This window comes from Streptomyces sp. NPDC088733 (assembly GCF_044751185.1).
Classification (GTDB): domain Bacteria; phylum Actinomycetota; class Actinomycetes; order Streptomycetales; family Streptomycetaceae; genus Actinacidiphila.
Genome location: NZ_JBIVLH010000020.1, coordinates 17,722 through 32,234, shown reverse-complemented (window position 1 = coordinate 32,234; position 14,513 = coordinate 17,722). Strand labels below are relative to the sequence as shown.

14 protein-coding genes are annotated in these 14,513 nt (G+C 69.9%); 10 read left to right on the top strand and 4 right to left on the bottom strand.

The genetic code is table 11. From position 1 onward, the window contains the following. The first annotated feature begins 16 nt into the window (after window positions 1–16). Window positions 17–769 carry a ZIP family metal transporter gene (locus ACIP64_RS29835; protein WP_401592655.1) on the top strand — a complete coding sequence of 251 codons (753 nt, stop codon included), beginning with the start codon at window positions 17–19 and terminating at the stop codon, window positions 767–769. A 267-nt stretch (window positions 770–1,036) separates the two neighbouring features. Next, complete coding sequence (locus ACIP64_RS29830; RefSeq protein WP_401592653.1) at window positions 1,037–2,506, top strand: FAD-dependent monooxygenase; 1,470 nt, start codon at window positions 1,037–1,039, stop codon at window positions 2,504–2,506. Here ACIP64_RS29830 and ACIP64_RS29825 read toward each other — a convergent pair. Then, window positions 2,493–3,242 (bottom strand): SDR family oxidoreductase, encoded by a 750-nt coding sequence (locus tag ACIP64_RS29825; RefSeq protein ID WP_401592651.1) that lies wholly within the window; start codon window positions 3,240–3,242, stop codon window positions 2,493–2,495. The two genes, ACIP64_RS29830 and ACIP64_RS29825, sit on opposite strands and share 14 nt — an antisense overlap. Window positions 3,243–4,007: 765 nt before the next feature. On the opposite strand from ACIP64_RS29825, the gene ACIP64_RS29820 reads away from it, so the two are divergent. Beyond that, window positions 4,008–5,282, top strand: coding sequence for a DUF6348 family protein (locus tag ACIP64_RS29820; RefSeq protein ID WP_401592649.1), 1,275 nt, complete (start codon window positions 4,008–4,010; stop codon window positions 5,280–5,282). An 85-nt stretch (window positions 5,283–5,367) separates the two neighbouring features. Here the strand turns inward: ACIP64_RS29820 and ACIP64_RS29815 are convergent, their stop codons facing one another. Beyond that, complete coding sequence (locus tag ACIP64_RS29815; protein ID WP_401592877.1) at window positions 5,368–5,823, bottom strand: hypothetical protein; 456 nt, start codon at window positions 5,821–5,823, stop codon at window positions 5,368–5,370. Window positions 5,824–6,049: 226 nt separating this feature from the next. On the opposite strand from ACIP64_RS29815, the gene ACIP64_RS29810 reads away from it, so the two are divergent. The 3 genes from ACIP64_RS29810 (at window position 6,050) to ACIP64_RS29800 (ending at window position 8,924) form a co-directional block, all read left to right on the top strand. Then, entirely contained in the window at window positions 6,050–7,048 is a 999-nt protein-coding gene (locus tag ACIP64_RS29810) for a phosphotransferase family protein (protein WP_401592647.1), read from the top strand. A gap of 187 nt (window positions 7,049–7,235) precedes the next feature. Continuing rightward, window positions 7,236–8,249 (top strand): D-cysteine desulfhydrase family protein, encoded by a 1,014-nt coding sequence (locus ACIP64_RS29805; RefSeq protein WP_401592645.1) that lies wholly within the window; start codon window positions 7,236–7,238, stop codon window positions 8,247–8,249. Between the two features lie 183 nt (window positions 8,250–8,432). After that, complete coding sequence (locus ACIP64_RS29800; RefSeq protein ID WP_401592643.1) at window positions 8,433–8,924, top strand: hypothetical protein; 492 nt, start codon at window positions 8,433–8,435, stop codon at window positions 8,922–8,924. Window positions 8,925–8,957: 33 nt separating this feature from the next. On the opposite strand, the gene ACIP64_RS29795 is transcribed toward ACIP64_RS29800, so the two are convergent. Together ACIP64_RS29795 and ACIP64_RS29790 are read right to left on the bottom strand one after the other, a co-directional pair. Further along, window positions 8,958–9,785 (bottom strand): class I SAM-dependent methyltransferase, encoded by an 828-nt coding sequence (locus ACIP64_RS29795; protein WP_401592641.1) that lies wholly within the window; start codon window positions 9,783–9,785, stop codon window positions 8,958–8,960. 102 nt (window positions 9,786–9,887) lie between these two features. Further along, window positions 9,888–10,346 (bottom strand): MarR family winged helix-turn-helix transcriptional regulator, encoded by a 459-nt coding sequence (locus ACIP64_RS29790; protein ID WP_401592639.1) that lies wholly within the window; start codon window positions 10,344–10,346, stop codon window positions 9,888–9,890. Between the two features lie 602 nt (window positions 10,347–10,948). Between ACIP64_RS29790 and ACIP64_RS29785 the strand changes: the two genes are divergently transcribed. The 4 genes from ACIP64_RS29785 (at window position 10,949) to ACIP64_RS29770 (ending at window position 14,024) form a co-directional block, all read left to right on the top strand. Further along, window positions 10,949–11,689 (top strand): IPT/TIG domain-containing protein, encoded by a 741-nt coding sequence (locus tag ACIP64_RS29785; RefSeq protein WP_401592637.1) that lies wholly within the window; start codon window positions 10,949–10,951, stop codon window positions 11,687–11,689. A 122-nt stretch (window positions 11,690–11,811) separates the two neighbouring features. Beyond that, on the top strand, window positions 11,812–12,864 hold the full coding sequence (locus ACIP64_RS29780; RefSeq protein WP_401592635.1) for an IPT/TIG domain-containing protein: 1,053 nt from the start codon (window positions 11,812–11,814) through the stop codon (window positions 12,862–12,864). A 191-nt stretch (window positions 12,865–13,055) separates the two neighbouring features. Further along, complete coding sequence (locus ACIP64_RS29775; protein ID WP_401592633.1) at window positions 13,056–13,505, top strand: Ig-like domain-containing protein; 450 nt, start codon at window positions 13,056–13,058, stop codon at window positions 13,503–13,505. Between the two features lie 378 nt (window positions 13,506–13,883). Then, a complete protein-coding gene (locus tag ACIP64_RS29770; protein ID WP_401592631.1) occupies window positions 13,884–14,024 on the top strand; it encodes a hypothetical protein in 141 nt (46 codons plus the stop codon). Window positions 14,025–14,513 lie beyond the last annotated feature (489 nt).

Genomic DNA, 14,513 nt, shown 5'->3' with positions numbered 1-14,513 from the left:
CACGCAAGATTGGCTCATGCCGGTTCTGATCGCCGCATGCGCCATGGCCATGACTCTTGTGGGTGGATTCGTCGCGCAGCGGGTCGGTGACCGCCGTCATCTGGTTCTCGGTCTTGCCGCCGGTCTCATGCTCGGCGTCATCGGTTTCGATCTGCTTCCCGACGCGCTGGCCGCTCAGCCACGGCACGTGTTCGGGGTTCCCGCGGCATTGCTGATGTTCGTCGCGGGGTTCCTCGCTCTGCACGTGGTGGAGCGGGGGGTGGCCATTCACCGCGCCCACGAGAGCGAGTACGCGCCCCACACCCACGCGTTGGGGCACACCCACGAGTCCGCGGAGGGAGTCGGCCTGGCGGCGGCGTCAGCGCTCGTGGGACACAGTGTGATCGACGGGTTCGCCATCGGCGCGGCATATCAGGCCGGCAATACGCTGGGCATCGTCGTCGCGATCGCGGTGATCTCCCACGACTTCGCCGACGGCTTCAACACCTACACGATCACCAGGCTCTACGGCAATGCCCGGCGCCGGGCTCAACTGCTGCTCCTGGCCGACGCGCTGGCTCCGGTCGTCGGGGCGGCGATCACGCTGGGCTTCACGATCCCGACGGGGCTGCTGGGCCTGTATCTCGGCTTCTTCGCCGGCTTCCTGCTGTACCTCGCAACGTCGGACATCCTGCCGGAGGCCCACAGCCCCCATCCCTCCAAGGCCACCTTGTTGTTCACGGTGACGGGTGCTCTGCTGATGTGGCTGGTGATCGGGCTCGCCGACTGAGCGCTCACCGTGCCCGCTGTGACCCCGAACGCGGAGCACGGCCTCCACCTCGGGTGCCTGTCATCGGGACGGGACACGCAGCCGCCGGCACGCCGCGCGCAGGGCTGGACCCGGAGGTACGGTTTGTAAAGCCGCCCTGGGGTTGTCAAGGAGCCGGGGCCCCGGCTTGTCGGCATCGCCGCCGGAGGGACGGGCAAGGAATTCCCAGAGGGCCGGCCCATCGCCTCGGGCTCGTCGCGGTGGCCCCGGCAGCCTTGGAGGGGTCGTATGAGCTCCGACAACCGGGTTTTGATCGTAGGAGCGGGCCCCTCGGGCCTGTTGCTGGCGGGCGATCTGGCGGAGGCCGGTGTCAGCTGCACCGTCGTCGAGCGGCGGGTGCAGGAATCGCAGCTCACCCGGGCGTTCGCCGTCCACGCGCGGACGATGGAGCAACTCGACGCCCGCGGTGTCGCCGACCAGTTGCTCGCGACCGGCGTCCGCAACCCGGTTCTGCAGTTCTTGGGGATCGACCTGTCGCGGTTGCCGACCCGGTACCCGCATGTGCTGGTCACACCGCAGTACCACACCGAGCGGGTACTCCGGGAACGGGCCGTTTCCCATGGTGTCGACATCCGGGAGGGCTGGGAAGCCGTCGGGCTCGAGCAGGACGCGACCGGCGTCGACGTTCAGGTACGGGCCCCGGACGGCTCCCCCCAAACGCTGCGCGCGACCTATGTCGTGGGCGCCGACGGGAGAAACAGCATGGTGCGCCGATCCCTCGGCCTGCCGTTCCCCGGCCGCTCCGCGGTGCGGTCCATGATGCTGGCCGACGTCCGGCTGGCCGACCCCCCGACAAAGCCCCCCACCGTAGGGGCAGTGGGCGACGCCTTCGCCATCCTCGTTCCGTACGGCGACGGATGGTTCCGCATCATGGCCTGGAATCGCCACCATGAGATGCCGGACAGCGCACCGGTCGATCTGGAGGAGATCCGGGCCATCGCCCGACGGGCACTCGGCCGCGACTTCGGTATGCACGATCCGCGCTGGATCTCGCGGTTCCACAGTGACGAGCGGCAGTCGCCGCACTATCGCGCCGGGAGGGTCTTCCTCGTCGGCGACGCGGCACACGTGCACTCCCCCGCCGGCGGCATGGGCATGAACACCAGCATCCAGGACTCGGCCAATCTGGGCTGGAAACTCGCTGCCGTCCTGCGCGACGGTGCCCCCGAAGCCCTGCTCGACACCTACGAGGCCGAAAGGCACCCGGTGGGGCGCAGAGTGCTGCGTATGAGCGGCGCGCTGCTGCGCGGTGTCCTGACCACCCCGCGCGCGCTGCGCGGCGTCCGGGACGTCGCCGCCCGGACCGTCCTGCGTCTCCCCCCGGTGGCCTCGCGGCTGGCGCGGGCGATGTCCGGCATCGACATCGCCTACGGCGCCCCGGCGGGCGCGGACCCGCTCACGGGGAGGCGTGCTCCGGATGTCCCGCTCACCGACGGCCGACGCCTGTACGAGGTACTGCGCGGCCGCCGGTTCGTGCTGGTCACACCGGCGGACGCGCCGCTTCCCGCTTCGGTGACCGAAGCGTGGGCCGGCACGGTGGAGTGCGTCACGACGTCCGGTCCGACCAGCAGGTCCGTACTGGTCAGACCGGATGCCTACATCGCGTGGGCCTCCTCCGAGCAGTCCGCACAACGCCGGGCGGACGAGGTGGGGCGGACGCTGGCCGGCCACCGCGGTGACGCGATCAAACCTGGTTGAGACCGCCGTCGACGAAGAGCTCGGTTCCGGTGATGAAGCTGCTCTGGTCGCCGGCGAGGAAAAGCGCCGCCGCCGCCGCTTCCTCCGGGTGGCCCATCCGCCCCAGAGGTATCTGGCCGGCGAAGAAGTCCCAGAGCTTTGCGGCCTCTGCCGCATTGGGAGCGAGCCCGGAGTTGCCGGGGGTCTGGATCGGACCCGGAACGAGGGTGTTCACTCGGATCTTCCGGCTCTTGAGTTCGTTGGCCCACGTGCGGGAGAAGGAGCGGATGGCCGCCTTGGAGGCCGCGTAGACGCCGAAAGCCTCTCCGCCGGAGGTCGCCGCGGTGGACCCGGTGAGGATGACCGAGGCGGCCTCGTTCAGCAGGGGAAGCGCCTTTTGGACGGTGAAGAGCGTCCCCCTCACGTTGATCCCGAAGGTCGAGTCGAAGTGCTTCTCGGTGACGGCTTCCAAGGTCGAGAACTCGCCGCCGCCGGCGTTGGCGAACAGCACGTCGATGCGGCGCCCCTGCCCGGAAACGGCGGCGTAGAGGCGGTCGATGTCATCGAGGTCGGAGACGTCGCCCCGGACCGCGGTGGCGTTCGGACCGATCTCGGCCAGCGCGGCGTCGAGCGCTTCCTGGCGCCGACCGGTGATGAACACGTACGCGCCCTCGGCCGCGAACCGCTTGGCGGTGGCCAGCCCGATCCCGCTGTTACCCCCAGTGACGATGGCTGTCCTGCCGTCGAGCTGTCCCATGATCAAGTCTCCTGTCCGGTGGAGGTCCGACCTCCACAGCTGTAGCTGTACGGCCCGCGCCGACGCGGCGGGGCACGTTATGGACGATACGGTAAAAAACACGATGCTGGACGGATCGGTCAAAAACTATGACCCAGCCCACTCGGCGCTCGACGCGGACGGTGGGCGGCGGGCGCCGGGCGGACGGGCGGACGGGCGGACGGGCGGCAATGAGATCGCGTCGTCCCCAGCGCCGGCAGGGGGCCCTCGCCCCTGCCCCGCCCCGTCCAGGGCTGCCCGGGACGGGTCGGCCCGCCTCGTGGGAGGGGTTGACCCCGTGGAATGAGGGCCACCGCGGACGTGCCGCCCGCTCCAGCGCCGCCGCGTCGACGCCCGACCTGGCGATCGAGACGAGGTACCGCCCCCGCCGCGCCACGGGCGAAGTCGTGCATGGACGTACCCGCGAATCCGGTCGCTCAGAACCGGTCCCGTGCGACATCCGGGCCCCTGGCCGGCGGCCCGCGACGGACGCGAGGGCGACCTCCGGCCACCTCTATCCCCGTGTGCGGGTCGCGACATGCGCCCCGTCTTTCGGCTCGACGCCGGCCTCACCATCGGCCGCAGCGCCCGCGGTCCCGTCCTCGCCCACGACGACGAGCACTGCACAGCCTGGATGCTGGCGCCGAGGCCGTCGGCCTGCCACGCAATGCCAGGCGACCGAAGGGGCGGCACCGGGCGCACCGTAATTCCTCCAGGCCAACAGGGTCGTCTCAGTATGATCCGCGCATGTCCTGGATACGACGCCGTGGGCGCAAAACCGAGCAGGCCGACAACCGCCTGCCCGACCTGGAGTTCCTCGCTCTGGTGAAGGCGGGCCTCGAGGCCCTCGCGCCCGGCGTGACCGAGGGCGCCGAACTCAAGGGCAACTCGCTGCTCAGCCCGCACGGCTGGGCGGTAGCGGTGACCCCGCCCCAGCACGGGGGTGGCCGTCACTACGACCTGGTCGCGCTGCCCGACGTGAGTCTCCAGCCGGACGTGCCCTGCTTCACGGACTGCGTCGTGGCGGTCGGAGCCGATGCCCGTGACGCCGCAGACACATGGGTGCAGACCGCCGGCGCGTGCCTGCTTGAACTCCTGTACCAGCAAGGGCGCTTCGCAGCGCAGGAGGGCCCCGAGCACGAGCGAGGTGTGACCGACTGGCACTCGATCACCTCCGGCACCGTGGCCTTCGGCCTCGACCCCACCGAGAACCGGCGGATGCAGGCCGCCCTGCTGGAAGCGAACGTCCTGCACCGCGTCGCGGACACGTTCACCGCGGACCTGGAATCCCCGTTCTTCAACGGCGTCAAAGTCTTCTACGGCGGCCGACCCGGCGCGATGGAGGCCGAGATCCGGGTCAACGGCACACGCCACCAAGCCGCCTCCGCGGCCATGGCGGCACTGAACCTGCCCGAGCCGACGACGTTCACGGCGGTCCGCTACTACACGCTGCTGCTCCCGACTCCGGCCGAGGACCCCGCGCCGAGCGGCGCCACGACCGGCCCCGCCCCCCACCACGGCCACGGTGCGCAGTGCTGCTGCGGCGGGGCGCTGGATCCGGAACGCCCGGGCTTCGACTTGGCTCTGCCCCACCTTGTCGCCGAACTCCCCGAGGAGGAGCGGGCGAAGAGCGTACGCGTCGCCACCAAAGCCATGATGGTCGTGGACGGCGTCGGCAACTTCCTCAAAGCGCGGCTCCCGATCCCGCTCCAGGACGGCCGCACGGTGGTCTACCTGGTCTGGATCTACCTCCAGGCCGAGGTGATCGAGGAATTCGTCACCCGTGTCCACGACGGCACCCTGCCCGGGCACCGCTTCGAGGGCCTGCTGTGCAACGCGGTCGGGCCGTGGGGCGAGGAGGTGCTGCGTGCGCCGGTCGTCCTTGAGAGCCCGCCGGCCAAGGAGGAGGGGAGGATCTCCCGCTGCGAGGTGGTCGACTCCACCCATCCACTGCTGGCCAAGGTGCTGAACGACCGCTGGCCCGCGGAGTTCGTGCTCGGCGAGCGCGATCGCCGATCGTAGGTGCGCTGAGCGGCAACCCGTTGCGGGCGCTCCTGTGATCCGCGTTGAGGCGCGTTGCCGGCGGCCCCGCTGACCACACGCATGGTTATGCCTCTGAATCGCGCGCCATCATGTACATGTTCCCGATGTCGGGATCGCCGTAGAAGAAGAACAACTGCACATCGTCGTGTTGATCGCGGTCCACGAAGAAGGACCACGTGTAGGTCGACGGGGGTTCGGGGTCCGAGGAGTCGGCGGACGTCGAGGGGGAACGGCTGTCCACCCGGGTCCGGGCTGTCAGCGCGAGTCGCACGACCTGTCCACTGTCCCTGTCCTTCAGTTGCCAGGTTCCCGTACCGGAGAGACGCCAGCCCTCCTCGAAGTCGAAGTCCTGCCCGTCGAGCTTCTCAACACGAGCCACCCCGTCTTTGCGAAGCACCATGCGGGTACCCTCGACGTTTTCCCAGGCCCCTGCGATCTCGGCCGCCGTGGTGTCGTGGACCCCTGTTCCCCCGTAGTACTGATACGGGCCGGCGCATGCCGTCAGGACAGCCAGAACCACCGCCAAGCCCCCGATGGCCGCCCCCCACGCATGCGGCCTTCTTCCAGCGCCCACCAGGACCTCCCCGCCCTCAGCCGGTCTCGGCCAACCGATAGATGTGGGCCGTGGAGACGTACCTTGCCAGAAGAGTTGAACACGTTCAACTTTCCGACGGGAAGGGTCACGTCCCACTCCGCCGGAGCCGAGCCGTCAGAATGTGCACGAACACGCGGGACGGGAGCCATATATGGAGCTGACAACAATCGAGCGCTCTGCCGGGGCCTTCCAGAAGCCGGTCGGCGCGGCGGAGCTTCAGGCGATCTGCCATCGAGCCTTCGGAAGCCGGGCGCGGGTGGTCTCCGCCGTCGAACTGGGTGGCGGCATGTACAACAACACCTTCCGTGTGGTGGTGACTGGGCAGGATCGACCGGTGGTTGTACGTGTCGCGCCCGAGCCGGGCCTTCAGTTCCGGTCCGAGCGTCAGCTGATGCGCAACGAGTACGCCAGCGTTCCCTGGCTCTCGGTGATCGCACCCCTCATGCCCAGGGTGATCGCGACGGACTGGTCGCACGAGGTCATCGGCCGTGACTGGATGATCCAGACCCTGCTGGACGGAGCGCCCGCTTCCGGTCCTCAGGGTCTCGTCGCGTACCCACGTCCGGCGTGGAGGACGTTCTTCCGGCAGATGGGCGCCATCGCCGGCAGGGTGCACGGCGTACGGGGCCCGCATTTCGGGCCGGTTGCCGGGCCCGGATACGCGACGTGGCGTCAGGCGGTGATCGCGTCCCTGGAGGACATCGCCACGGACCTGGACGCCGAGGGCCTCAACGCGGCCGACATGCGCCAGGTGGTGGCAGTCGCCAGGGAAGAGCCGGCCCTGGACGACATCACCGAACCGCGCCTTCTCGCCGGCGACCTGTGGATCGTGAACGTCATGGTCGCCGAAGGCGCCCCTGAGCCGACGATCAGCGGGGTCCTCGACCTGGACCGGACCCTGTGGGGCGACCCCGCGGCCGACTGGACCATCCGGATGGCCGTGGCCAAGCCCGGCACGGAACGGGACGCGTTCTGGGAAGGCGACGGCTACGGCCCGCTGGACCGATCTCCGGCGGCAGTCCGGCGCTCACTCATCTATCAGGCACGCCACCTGGGAGCCGTACGCCTGGAGCACCACCGCCTGGGGAACACCGGCGGCGTGCGGAGCACCTGCGACGACATGGCGGCAGTACTGACCGAGCTGAACTGACCCGTTCAGCACCCCGCACAGAACGGCGGGCCGCTGAAGTCCCTCGCCTGCGACCCGCCGTCTGACACCCGTCACGGGGAACTTCCGCGAACGGACGGGCGGCCTGGTGCGGGCACGATGGCAGGATGGCGCGAAGCCGATCACAACGGTTGTCGTGCGCGACGGCCGTGAGAAGACAGGAACTGCGATGAGTTCGGAAAGCCGGCCGACGCGTCGGGTCGTCCTCGGGACGTGGCCCACTCCTCTGGAGCCGATGCCGCGGCTGGCCCGTGCGCTCGGCCTCGGCGCCGATGACCTGTGGGTGAAACGGGACGACCTCACCGGCCTGGGCGGTGGTGGCAACAAGGTACGCAAGCTCGAATGGACCTGCGGCCAGGCCGTCGCCGAAGGCGCGAACGTCCTTGTTACCACCGGGGCGCCGCAGAGCAACCACGCGCGCCTGACCGCTGCCGCCGGGGCCCGGCTGGGACTCGATGTCGTCCTCGTCCTTTCGGGGACACCCGGTTCCTCTACATCCGGCAACCTCGCGCTCGACGGTCTGCTCGGGGCCACGATCGTCTGGGCCGGTGACGTGGACGATCGGGAACTCGCCGCGGTTGCCGACGACGCGGTCGCGCGTCTGCGACGGCAGGGCGCTGTGCCGTCACTGATCCCCTTCGGGGGCTCCAACGTCACCGGCGCGCGCGGATACCAGGAGTGCGGGCGGGAACTGCTCGTACAGGCACCCGATCTGGCGACGGTCGTCGTCGCGGTCGGCTCCGGGGGCACGATGGCGGGCCTGCTCGCCGCGCTGGACACGACACGAGTCATGGGAGTCCACTGCGGAGCCGTCACGAATCCCGGGCGGGCGGTCGCCGACCTGGCCTCCGGTCTGACCGGGGGAAACTGTCCGCCCGAGACGTTGCGGATCAGGCTCGACCAGGTCGGCGAGGGCTACGGGGCCCTGACCGGGGCCGCGCTGGCGGCTCTCACCATGACCGCGCGCACCGAGGGCATCGTGCTGGATCCGGTCTACACCGGGCGGGCGATGGCCGGCCTCATCGCGGCGGTCGAGGAAGGCGAGGTACGTCCGGGACAACGCACGGTCTTCCTGCACTCGGGCGGCATGGCCGGCCTCTTCGGCCACCCGGCGACCCTCACCAAGCTCCAGGAGACGCCGGCGGACCCGGCCCCGCGGACCGTCCGACCTCCGGCGTCGTAGAACGCCAACGGCGGCGAAACGAATTCCCGGCACGCCCTCATGCCCAGCGGGCATGACAACGCACCCCCCGTTGGTTGACGTACACGCAACGCTCACACCACATCCCGGTGGGACAACCCGCCCACCGGCCGAACCACAGCAACGGGAGACGCCATGCCAGTCTGCGGGGAATGCAAGCACCCCGTGCACGCCCATGCCGGTGCCGCGCAGGGCGGTCCCGACCCCTCGGGCCCTGGCTGCGCCGCCAGTTGCGGTATCTGCGAGGCAGAACTCTCCCGGTCGGCCGGCCCGTTCGAAACCGTCCGGACCGCTCCGGCACACGCACGGATCGTCCTGCTCACGCCGCACGGTGTCTCCACCGTCGAGTGCGCCGTGGAGCCCGCGGTCAGTCTGCGATGCACCACGGACGAAGGAACGGCCGCCCTGGCCCTGGGATCGTGGCTGTTCACCACGGATCCCACCAGGTACGACGAGCTGGAGATCCCGCTGCTGCAGTTCGCCTACAACCCCGGTCAGGAATCGTTCGCCGCCGAGGAGATCCTGGCCCTTGGTGCTTTCGTCGCCGAGCAGCAAGGCACCGCGCGCTGGAACCACGCCTTGACCACCCTGCTGGCCAGGCTGAGGAGCACCGCGGCGGCACTGCACCAGCACACCGCCGACGCAACAACGGGCTGACGCCAACGACGACGGCCCGGTGCCCATCGCCTGTCAGGCGGTCGTCGCGGTGAGGAACTGCGTCCGGATCCGGACCGCCCGGTCGGCCACGGGCAGCTCGAAGTGGTCGACGGCTGTCGCTTCGTCGGCGTTCTCCACCTGCCAACCGTGCTGGTCGAACAGGGTGAGCCAGGCCTCGCGGGTCATGATCGTGTGCAACGGGCCGTCGCCGGCGAACATCACCTCGTCCACGGTCGTGACGACGAGCGCGGAGTCGAGGCCGGCCGGGTGCGTCTCGGCAGTGAGGGCCAGGGTGCTGCCCCGGGCGGCGCGGTGGGCGATGCCGGTCATGAGCCGAGCCACGTCTCGGGGCTTCAGGAACAGGGCGAGGTGCTCCGCGATGAAGAGCGTGGGTTGGTGGGCGTCGTGCCCGGCGCGCGCCAGAACATCGGTGACGTCGTCGGTCGCGAAGTCCGCTGGGACGAGGGTGGCGTGGGCCGAGTCGGTGTCGAGGGCTTCGAGGCGCCGCGCTTTGTCGGCGGTCGTGTGGGGCAGGTCCAGGTCGAAGAACCGGACGCCGGAGTGCCTGAACCGCAGTGCTCGATCGTCGTAGCCGGCCCCGAGGTTGACGATCTGGCGGGTACCGGCCGCGAGGGCGTCCAGGACGAGCCGGTCGAAGTAGGGGGCGCGGGGCGCCAGCAGGCCCACGGACAGGGAGATGTCGCTGGGCTCGCCGTCCTGGTCGATGGCCCGCAGTCCCTTGACCAGCGCTCGACCGGCGGCGGGGTCGCCGTCGGGGGTGTGTGGGCGGTCGAGCTCGACGCGTCCCAGAGCGCACACCTCACGGATCATGGTCAGGGTCTTGTCTGCTTGCGTGGTCACGGGGATGCTCCGTTCGCGTGGGTGCGCGCCCCGCCCGGGCGGACGGCGGCGCACCGTTGGCGTGTGGCTTGATCAGAGGACCTGGCGGTTTCGGCGCGTCGGTCAGGGCATGTCGACGTGCGGCAGGTCAGCGGTGATCTTGTCGAGGAGAGCCTGCAGGGTGGCACGCTCGGCCGGGGTGAGGGACGCGAGGATCGACTCGTCCGCGGCGATCATCGCCTGCTCGTGTCCGGAGATGAGCTCGGTCGCGGCGTCGGTGGCGAAGACGCGTTTGCTGCGTTCGTCGCCGTTCTCGAAGCGCCGCTCGACCAGTCCGCGCGCCTCCAGCCCGCGCAGGACACCGGAGACGTTCGCGGCAGTCGTCCGTGTCGCCTGGGCGATGTCGCGCTGGATCGCCCCGGGATGTGCAACGAGGTGGTTGAGAACGAATGCCTGCTGCACGCTGAGCCCGCGGGAGCGGATCCACTCCTGCCCCGCCCGCATCTGCGCCCAAGCGATCACCTTGAGCTGTTCGAGCGGACTGGCGCGTGCGCTTCCGGCGGCGTCTTCGGCTGTATCCACACCTCGAAGCTAATCATTAAGTCCTTAACAGTCAAGCACCGAACTGATGCACTGGCCACCTTCCAGGCGGGCCCGCCCCTTCAGCGCGCGGTGCGCCGTCGCGGGGTGTCCGCTGGGCACCGCGGACGCCGGGGCGGACCACCGGCCCCACGGCCACGACTGGCGTCCCGTCAGGACCGACGACGCCATGTCCAACTGATTGGCATATGAAAGTGCAATCTTAAATGCGCCCGACAACCGCCTCTCTTCACGCCGTGGCGCTCACCTGAAAGGGAGACATCTCGGCTTAAGCCTTGTCGCGCAATCACTCTGATGGGTTACTACACATGTCCGTGCCAACGGCTTTCGACTTTGCAGGCGGACGTGGGCAATCCCCTGATCAGGCGGCAGCTCACACCTGACAGGCTGTTCTCCCTCGACAGGCCCTCCAACGTGACCGACAGATGCGCACTGCCGGTCGGGGCGACGCGTACGACGCCGATCGGGTTCACCACTTGGCCAGTGGAGACGAGAGCTGACTTCCACCGCCAGGTACGTGTGCGGACCGAAAGCCCTCATCACTTCTCGGCAATGCGGCGCATTCCGAGCGAGGAGGAACACGCATGCCCATCAGTCCGAACCAAGGGTCCAGCGGTGGCGGCACAACGGTCACCATTACCGGCGTCAACCTCGCGGGCACCACGTCCGTGCACTTCGGAACGCGGCTCGCGACGATCGTCAGCGTCACGCCCACCAGCGTCACCGTCATCGCGCCTTCCGGCAGCGGGGCGGTCAGTGTCACCGTCACCACTCCAGGTGGAACGAGCAACCCGCTGCCCTTCTACTACATCGGGGCGCCCTTCAAGCAGAGCATCAGCCCGACCGGCGGATCGACGGCGGGCGGGGAGACGGTCACCATCAACGGCACCGGCCTGTACACCGCGAGCAGCGTCGCCTTCGGCGCGAACTCCGCCGTGCCGACCGTGGTGTCGGACGGGCAGATCACGGTCACCGCACCAGCCGGTTCACCCGGGTCGGTGAGCGTCAGCGTCACCACCGTCGGCGGCACCAACAACGGATTCTCGTACACCTACTTCGACGCCCCCACGCTCACGACCCTCACGCCGACGCAGGGGCCGGCCTCGGGCGGCACCTCGGTGACCCTGGTCGGCACGGCACTGACCAGCACCACCGCGGTGACCTTCGGCGGTGTCCCGGCACCCTTCAGCGTGATCAACGGCAATGTGGTCTCGGCGGTCGCCCCGCCCGGGACCGCCGGCGCCGTCGACGTCGTGCTGACCGCCGACGGGGGCAGCGCCACCGCGACGGGCGCGTTCAGCTACGTCGCGAGTCCCGGTATCTGACCCCCTCCGTGCCTCCCGGGCCCCGGCCCGGACGACCCGCACGGGCCGGACCTCCGGCCCGTGCGGGCGCGAGCAGGACAACGACAGGCCTCCAGGCCGATCCGACACCGTACGGAGACTCCGTGAAAGACAAGACCAGCCCCGCGGCGGCCGCACAGCCGACCGCCGTCGCCGCCGTACCCGTCCTCACCTCGGCATCCCCCAACACCGGCCCCGCCGCGGGCAACAACAACGTCGTCCTCACCGGCAGCGGTTTCACCGGAGCGACCGCCGTCAAGTTCGGCACCACCGCGGCAGTGGGCTACACGGTCAACTCGGCCACCCAGATCACCGCTGTCGCCCCGCCGGGGACGGGTGCCGTCCCGGTCACGGTCTCCACGCCGGGCGGCACCAGCAACTCGGTGACGTACACCTATACGGCGCAGCCCTCCCTCGTCTCCGTTTCCCCGCCCCAGGGGCCGACCGCCGGCGGGACGACGGTCATCCTCACGGGATCGGGGCTCACCGGGGCGACGGCGGTCAGGTTCGGCAGCACTGCCGCGACGTCGTACACGGTCAACTCGGCCACGCAGATCACCGCGGTGGTCCCGGCGGGGACGGGGGCGGTCCCGGTCACCGTCACCACACCCGGCGGCACCAGCAACGCGGTCTCCTTCTTCTACCTCGGCGCGCCCGCCCTCTCCTCCCTTTCACCGAACCAAGGGCCGGCCGCCGGCGGCACGGCGGTCACCCTCACCGGCACCGACCTCAGCGGGGCCACGGCGGTCAGGTTCGGCAGCACTCCCGCCACCAGCTACACCGTCGACTCCCCGACACAGATCACCGCGGTCGCCCCGGCGGGCACCGGCAGCGTCCCCGTCACCGTCACCACACCGGGCGGCACGAGCAACTCCCTCGTGTACAGCTACGTGGGATCCCCGGTCCTCACCCTCCTCTCCCCCACCCAGGGCCCGACCGATGCGGGATCCGGCGTGACCCTCACCGGCACGGGGCTGACCACCACGACCGCGGTCCACTTCGGCGCGGCGTCAGCGGCGTTCACCGTGCTGTCCGACACCGCGGTCGCGGCGGTCGCCCCGGCCGGTCCCCCGGGCGCCGTCTCCGTCAACGTCACCACTCCGGGCGGCACGAGCAACTCGCTGACGTACACACGTGTCGCACCTCCCGTCATCTAGGCGGCGACCGAAAATCCCGGGGCGGAGCCCCGCTCGCTCCACGTGCGGGAGCTGTATGACCCACGTAACGTGACGCTCCATGACCAACTGCAGGATTCACGCCTGCAGTCGAACAAGGAGCCTATTTCGTGAAGAGCTGGTGCAAACGAAGGACGTGGAGTGCCGGGGCTTTCGCGGCGATAGCCGCCGTCGTGGGGACCGCGTCTCCGTCGGCCGCGGCCGACCAGTCGACGACGACACTCCAGGTGCCGTCCACGACCGCCGCCGCCAGGGCGTACGTACGGCTGACCGCCACGGTGACCTGCACCGGCACCCCCAGCGGCGGCAACGGCCTCGGCGTGACGTTCTTCGACGGCGGGGACATCATGGCGACGGTGCCGGTCGCGGCCGACCGCCGGGCCCTCTACGTGGCGATCTTCAACACCACCGGCCTGCACAAGATCACGGCCGCGTACAACGGGAACGACAACTGCTTCGCCTCCCACGACGAGAAAACGGTCACGGTCACCGAGGCCCCGTACTGCCCCTGGGGAATCGGCCCGTGCCGGGACGACCACGGCTTCCCGTACTGCCCGCCCCGTCCCTCACCTCCGGTGATCAATCAGCTGACCGGCCCTCGGGACCAGTGCCGGTCCTGGTGAACCAGGTCTGAGGGCGACGGGCCGGTGCGCGCTCGGCTTCCGACCGCGCCCAGGCCGTCCACCTCTTCCGATCGGGCGCTCTGGGGTTTCGTCGGGAGACCTTAGGTGATGAGCGTGGTCCGGGTTTACCTTGGGCCGCACTCGGCGCGCGCGGCCATGCTCGTCACCGAACGCTTCCGCAGACGTTCCTGGCGACGAACGGGTCACGGACCGCTCAAGATCGCGTACGCACACATCTGGAGCAGGCCGTACGGGCCTGCACCACCGCGTACTTCGAGCCCGACGTCGACACCGGGTACGCGATGTGGTCCAACCGGTCGGTGCCGGGTCGCCGGCGGCAAGGACCGGCTCGCCGGGCTCATGGAGCGAGCGAAGTCCATGAATAACCAGGTGTTCGGTGCCCACGCGGTCGTGACGTACGGGGTGGGAGGCGATCCGAGGTTCGACCTGACGGAGCAGTGGGTCCGCGAGGACGGCGCATGGCACTACGACCGCTGCGAGCCCCTCGACGACTACTGACGGGTGCCGCATGCACCCCGTCGGCGCATCCACCTGATCAAGCGGCCCATCTGGAGCCCCGCGCCGCGGAATCGTGCGCCGGCGTTCCGTACCCTGAACTCCCCGGCCTCCAGGGGATTCCTGCGCGTCACGTCGCCTGAAACGCGCGGTCCGCTCCCGGCCGTGAGACGCGCCGCCTGGTCGTGCGTACGGCGGCGGGTTGCGTGCCGACGTCCGGGAGCCTCCGGCCACTCTTCCTTTGAGCGCGGATGCAGTCGGTCCGTCCGCGGGACCGTTCATGGGCTGGGAAGGCGCCGGGATCCCGTCCGGCTGTCCAACGGTTCCTCGACGGACCAGAGGTCCGTGGGCCCGGCCATCGGACAGCCCCGCCCCTCGGCGCTGCACGCCGCATCCGGCGCGATCAGGCCCACGCGCCATATTGACAGCCATCTGCAGTGGATCACTAATGGACGCGGCAGTGAATGGATTCATTCGCTCACCGCCTTCAGA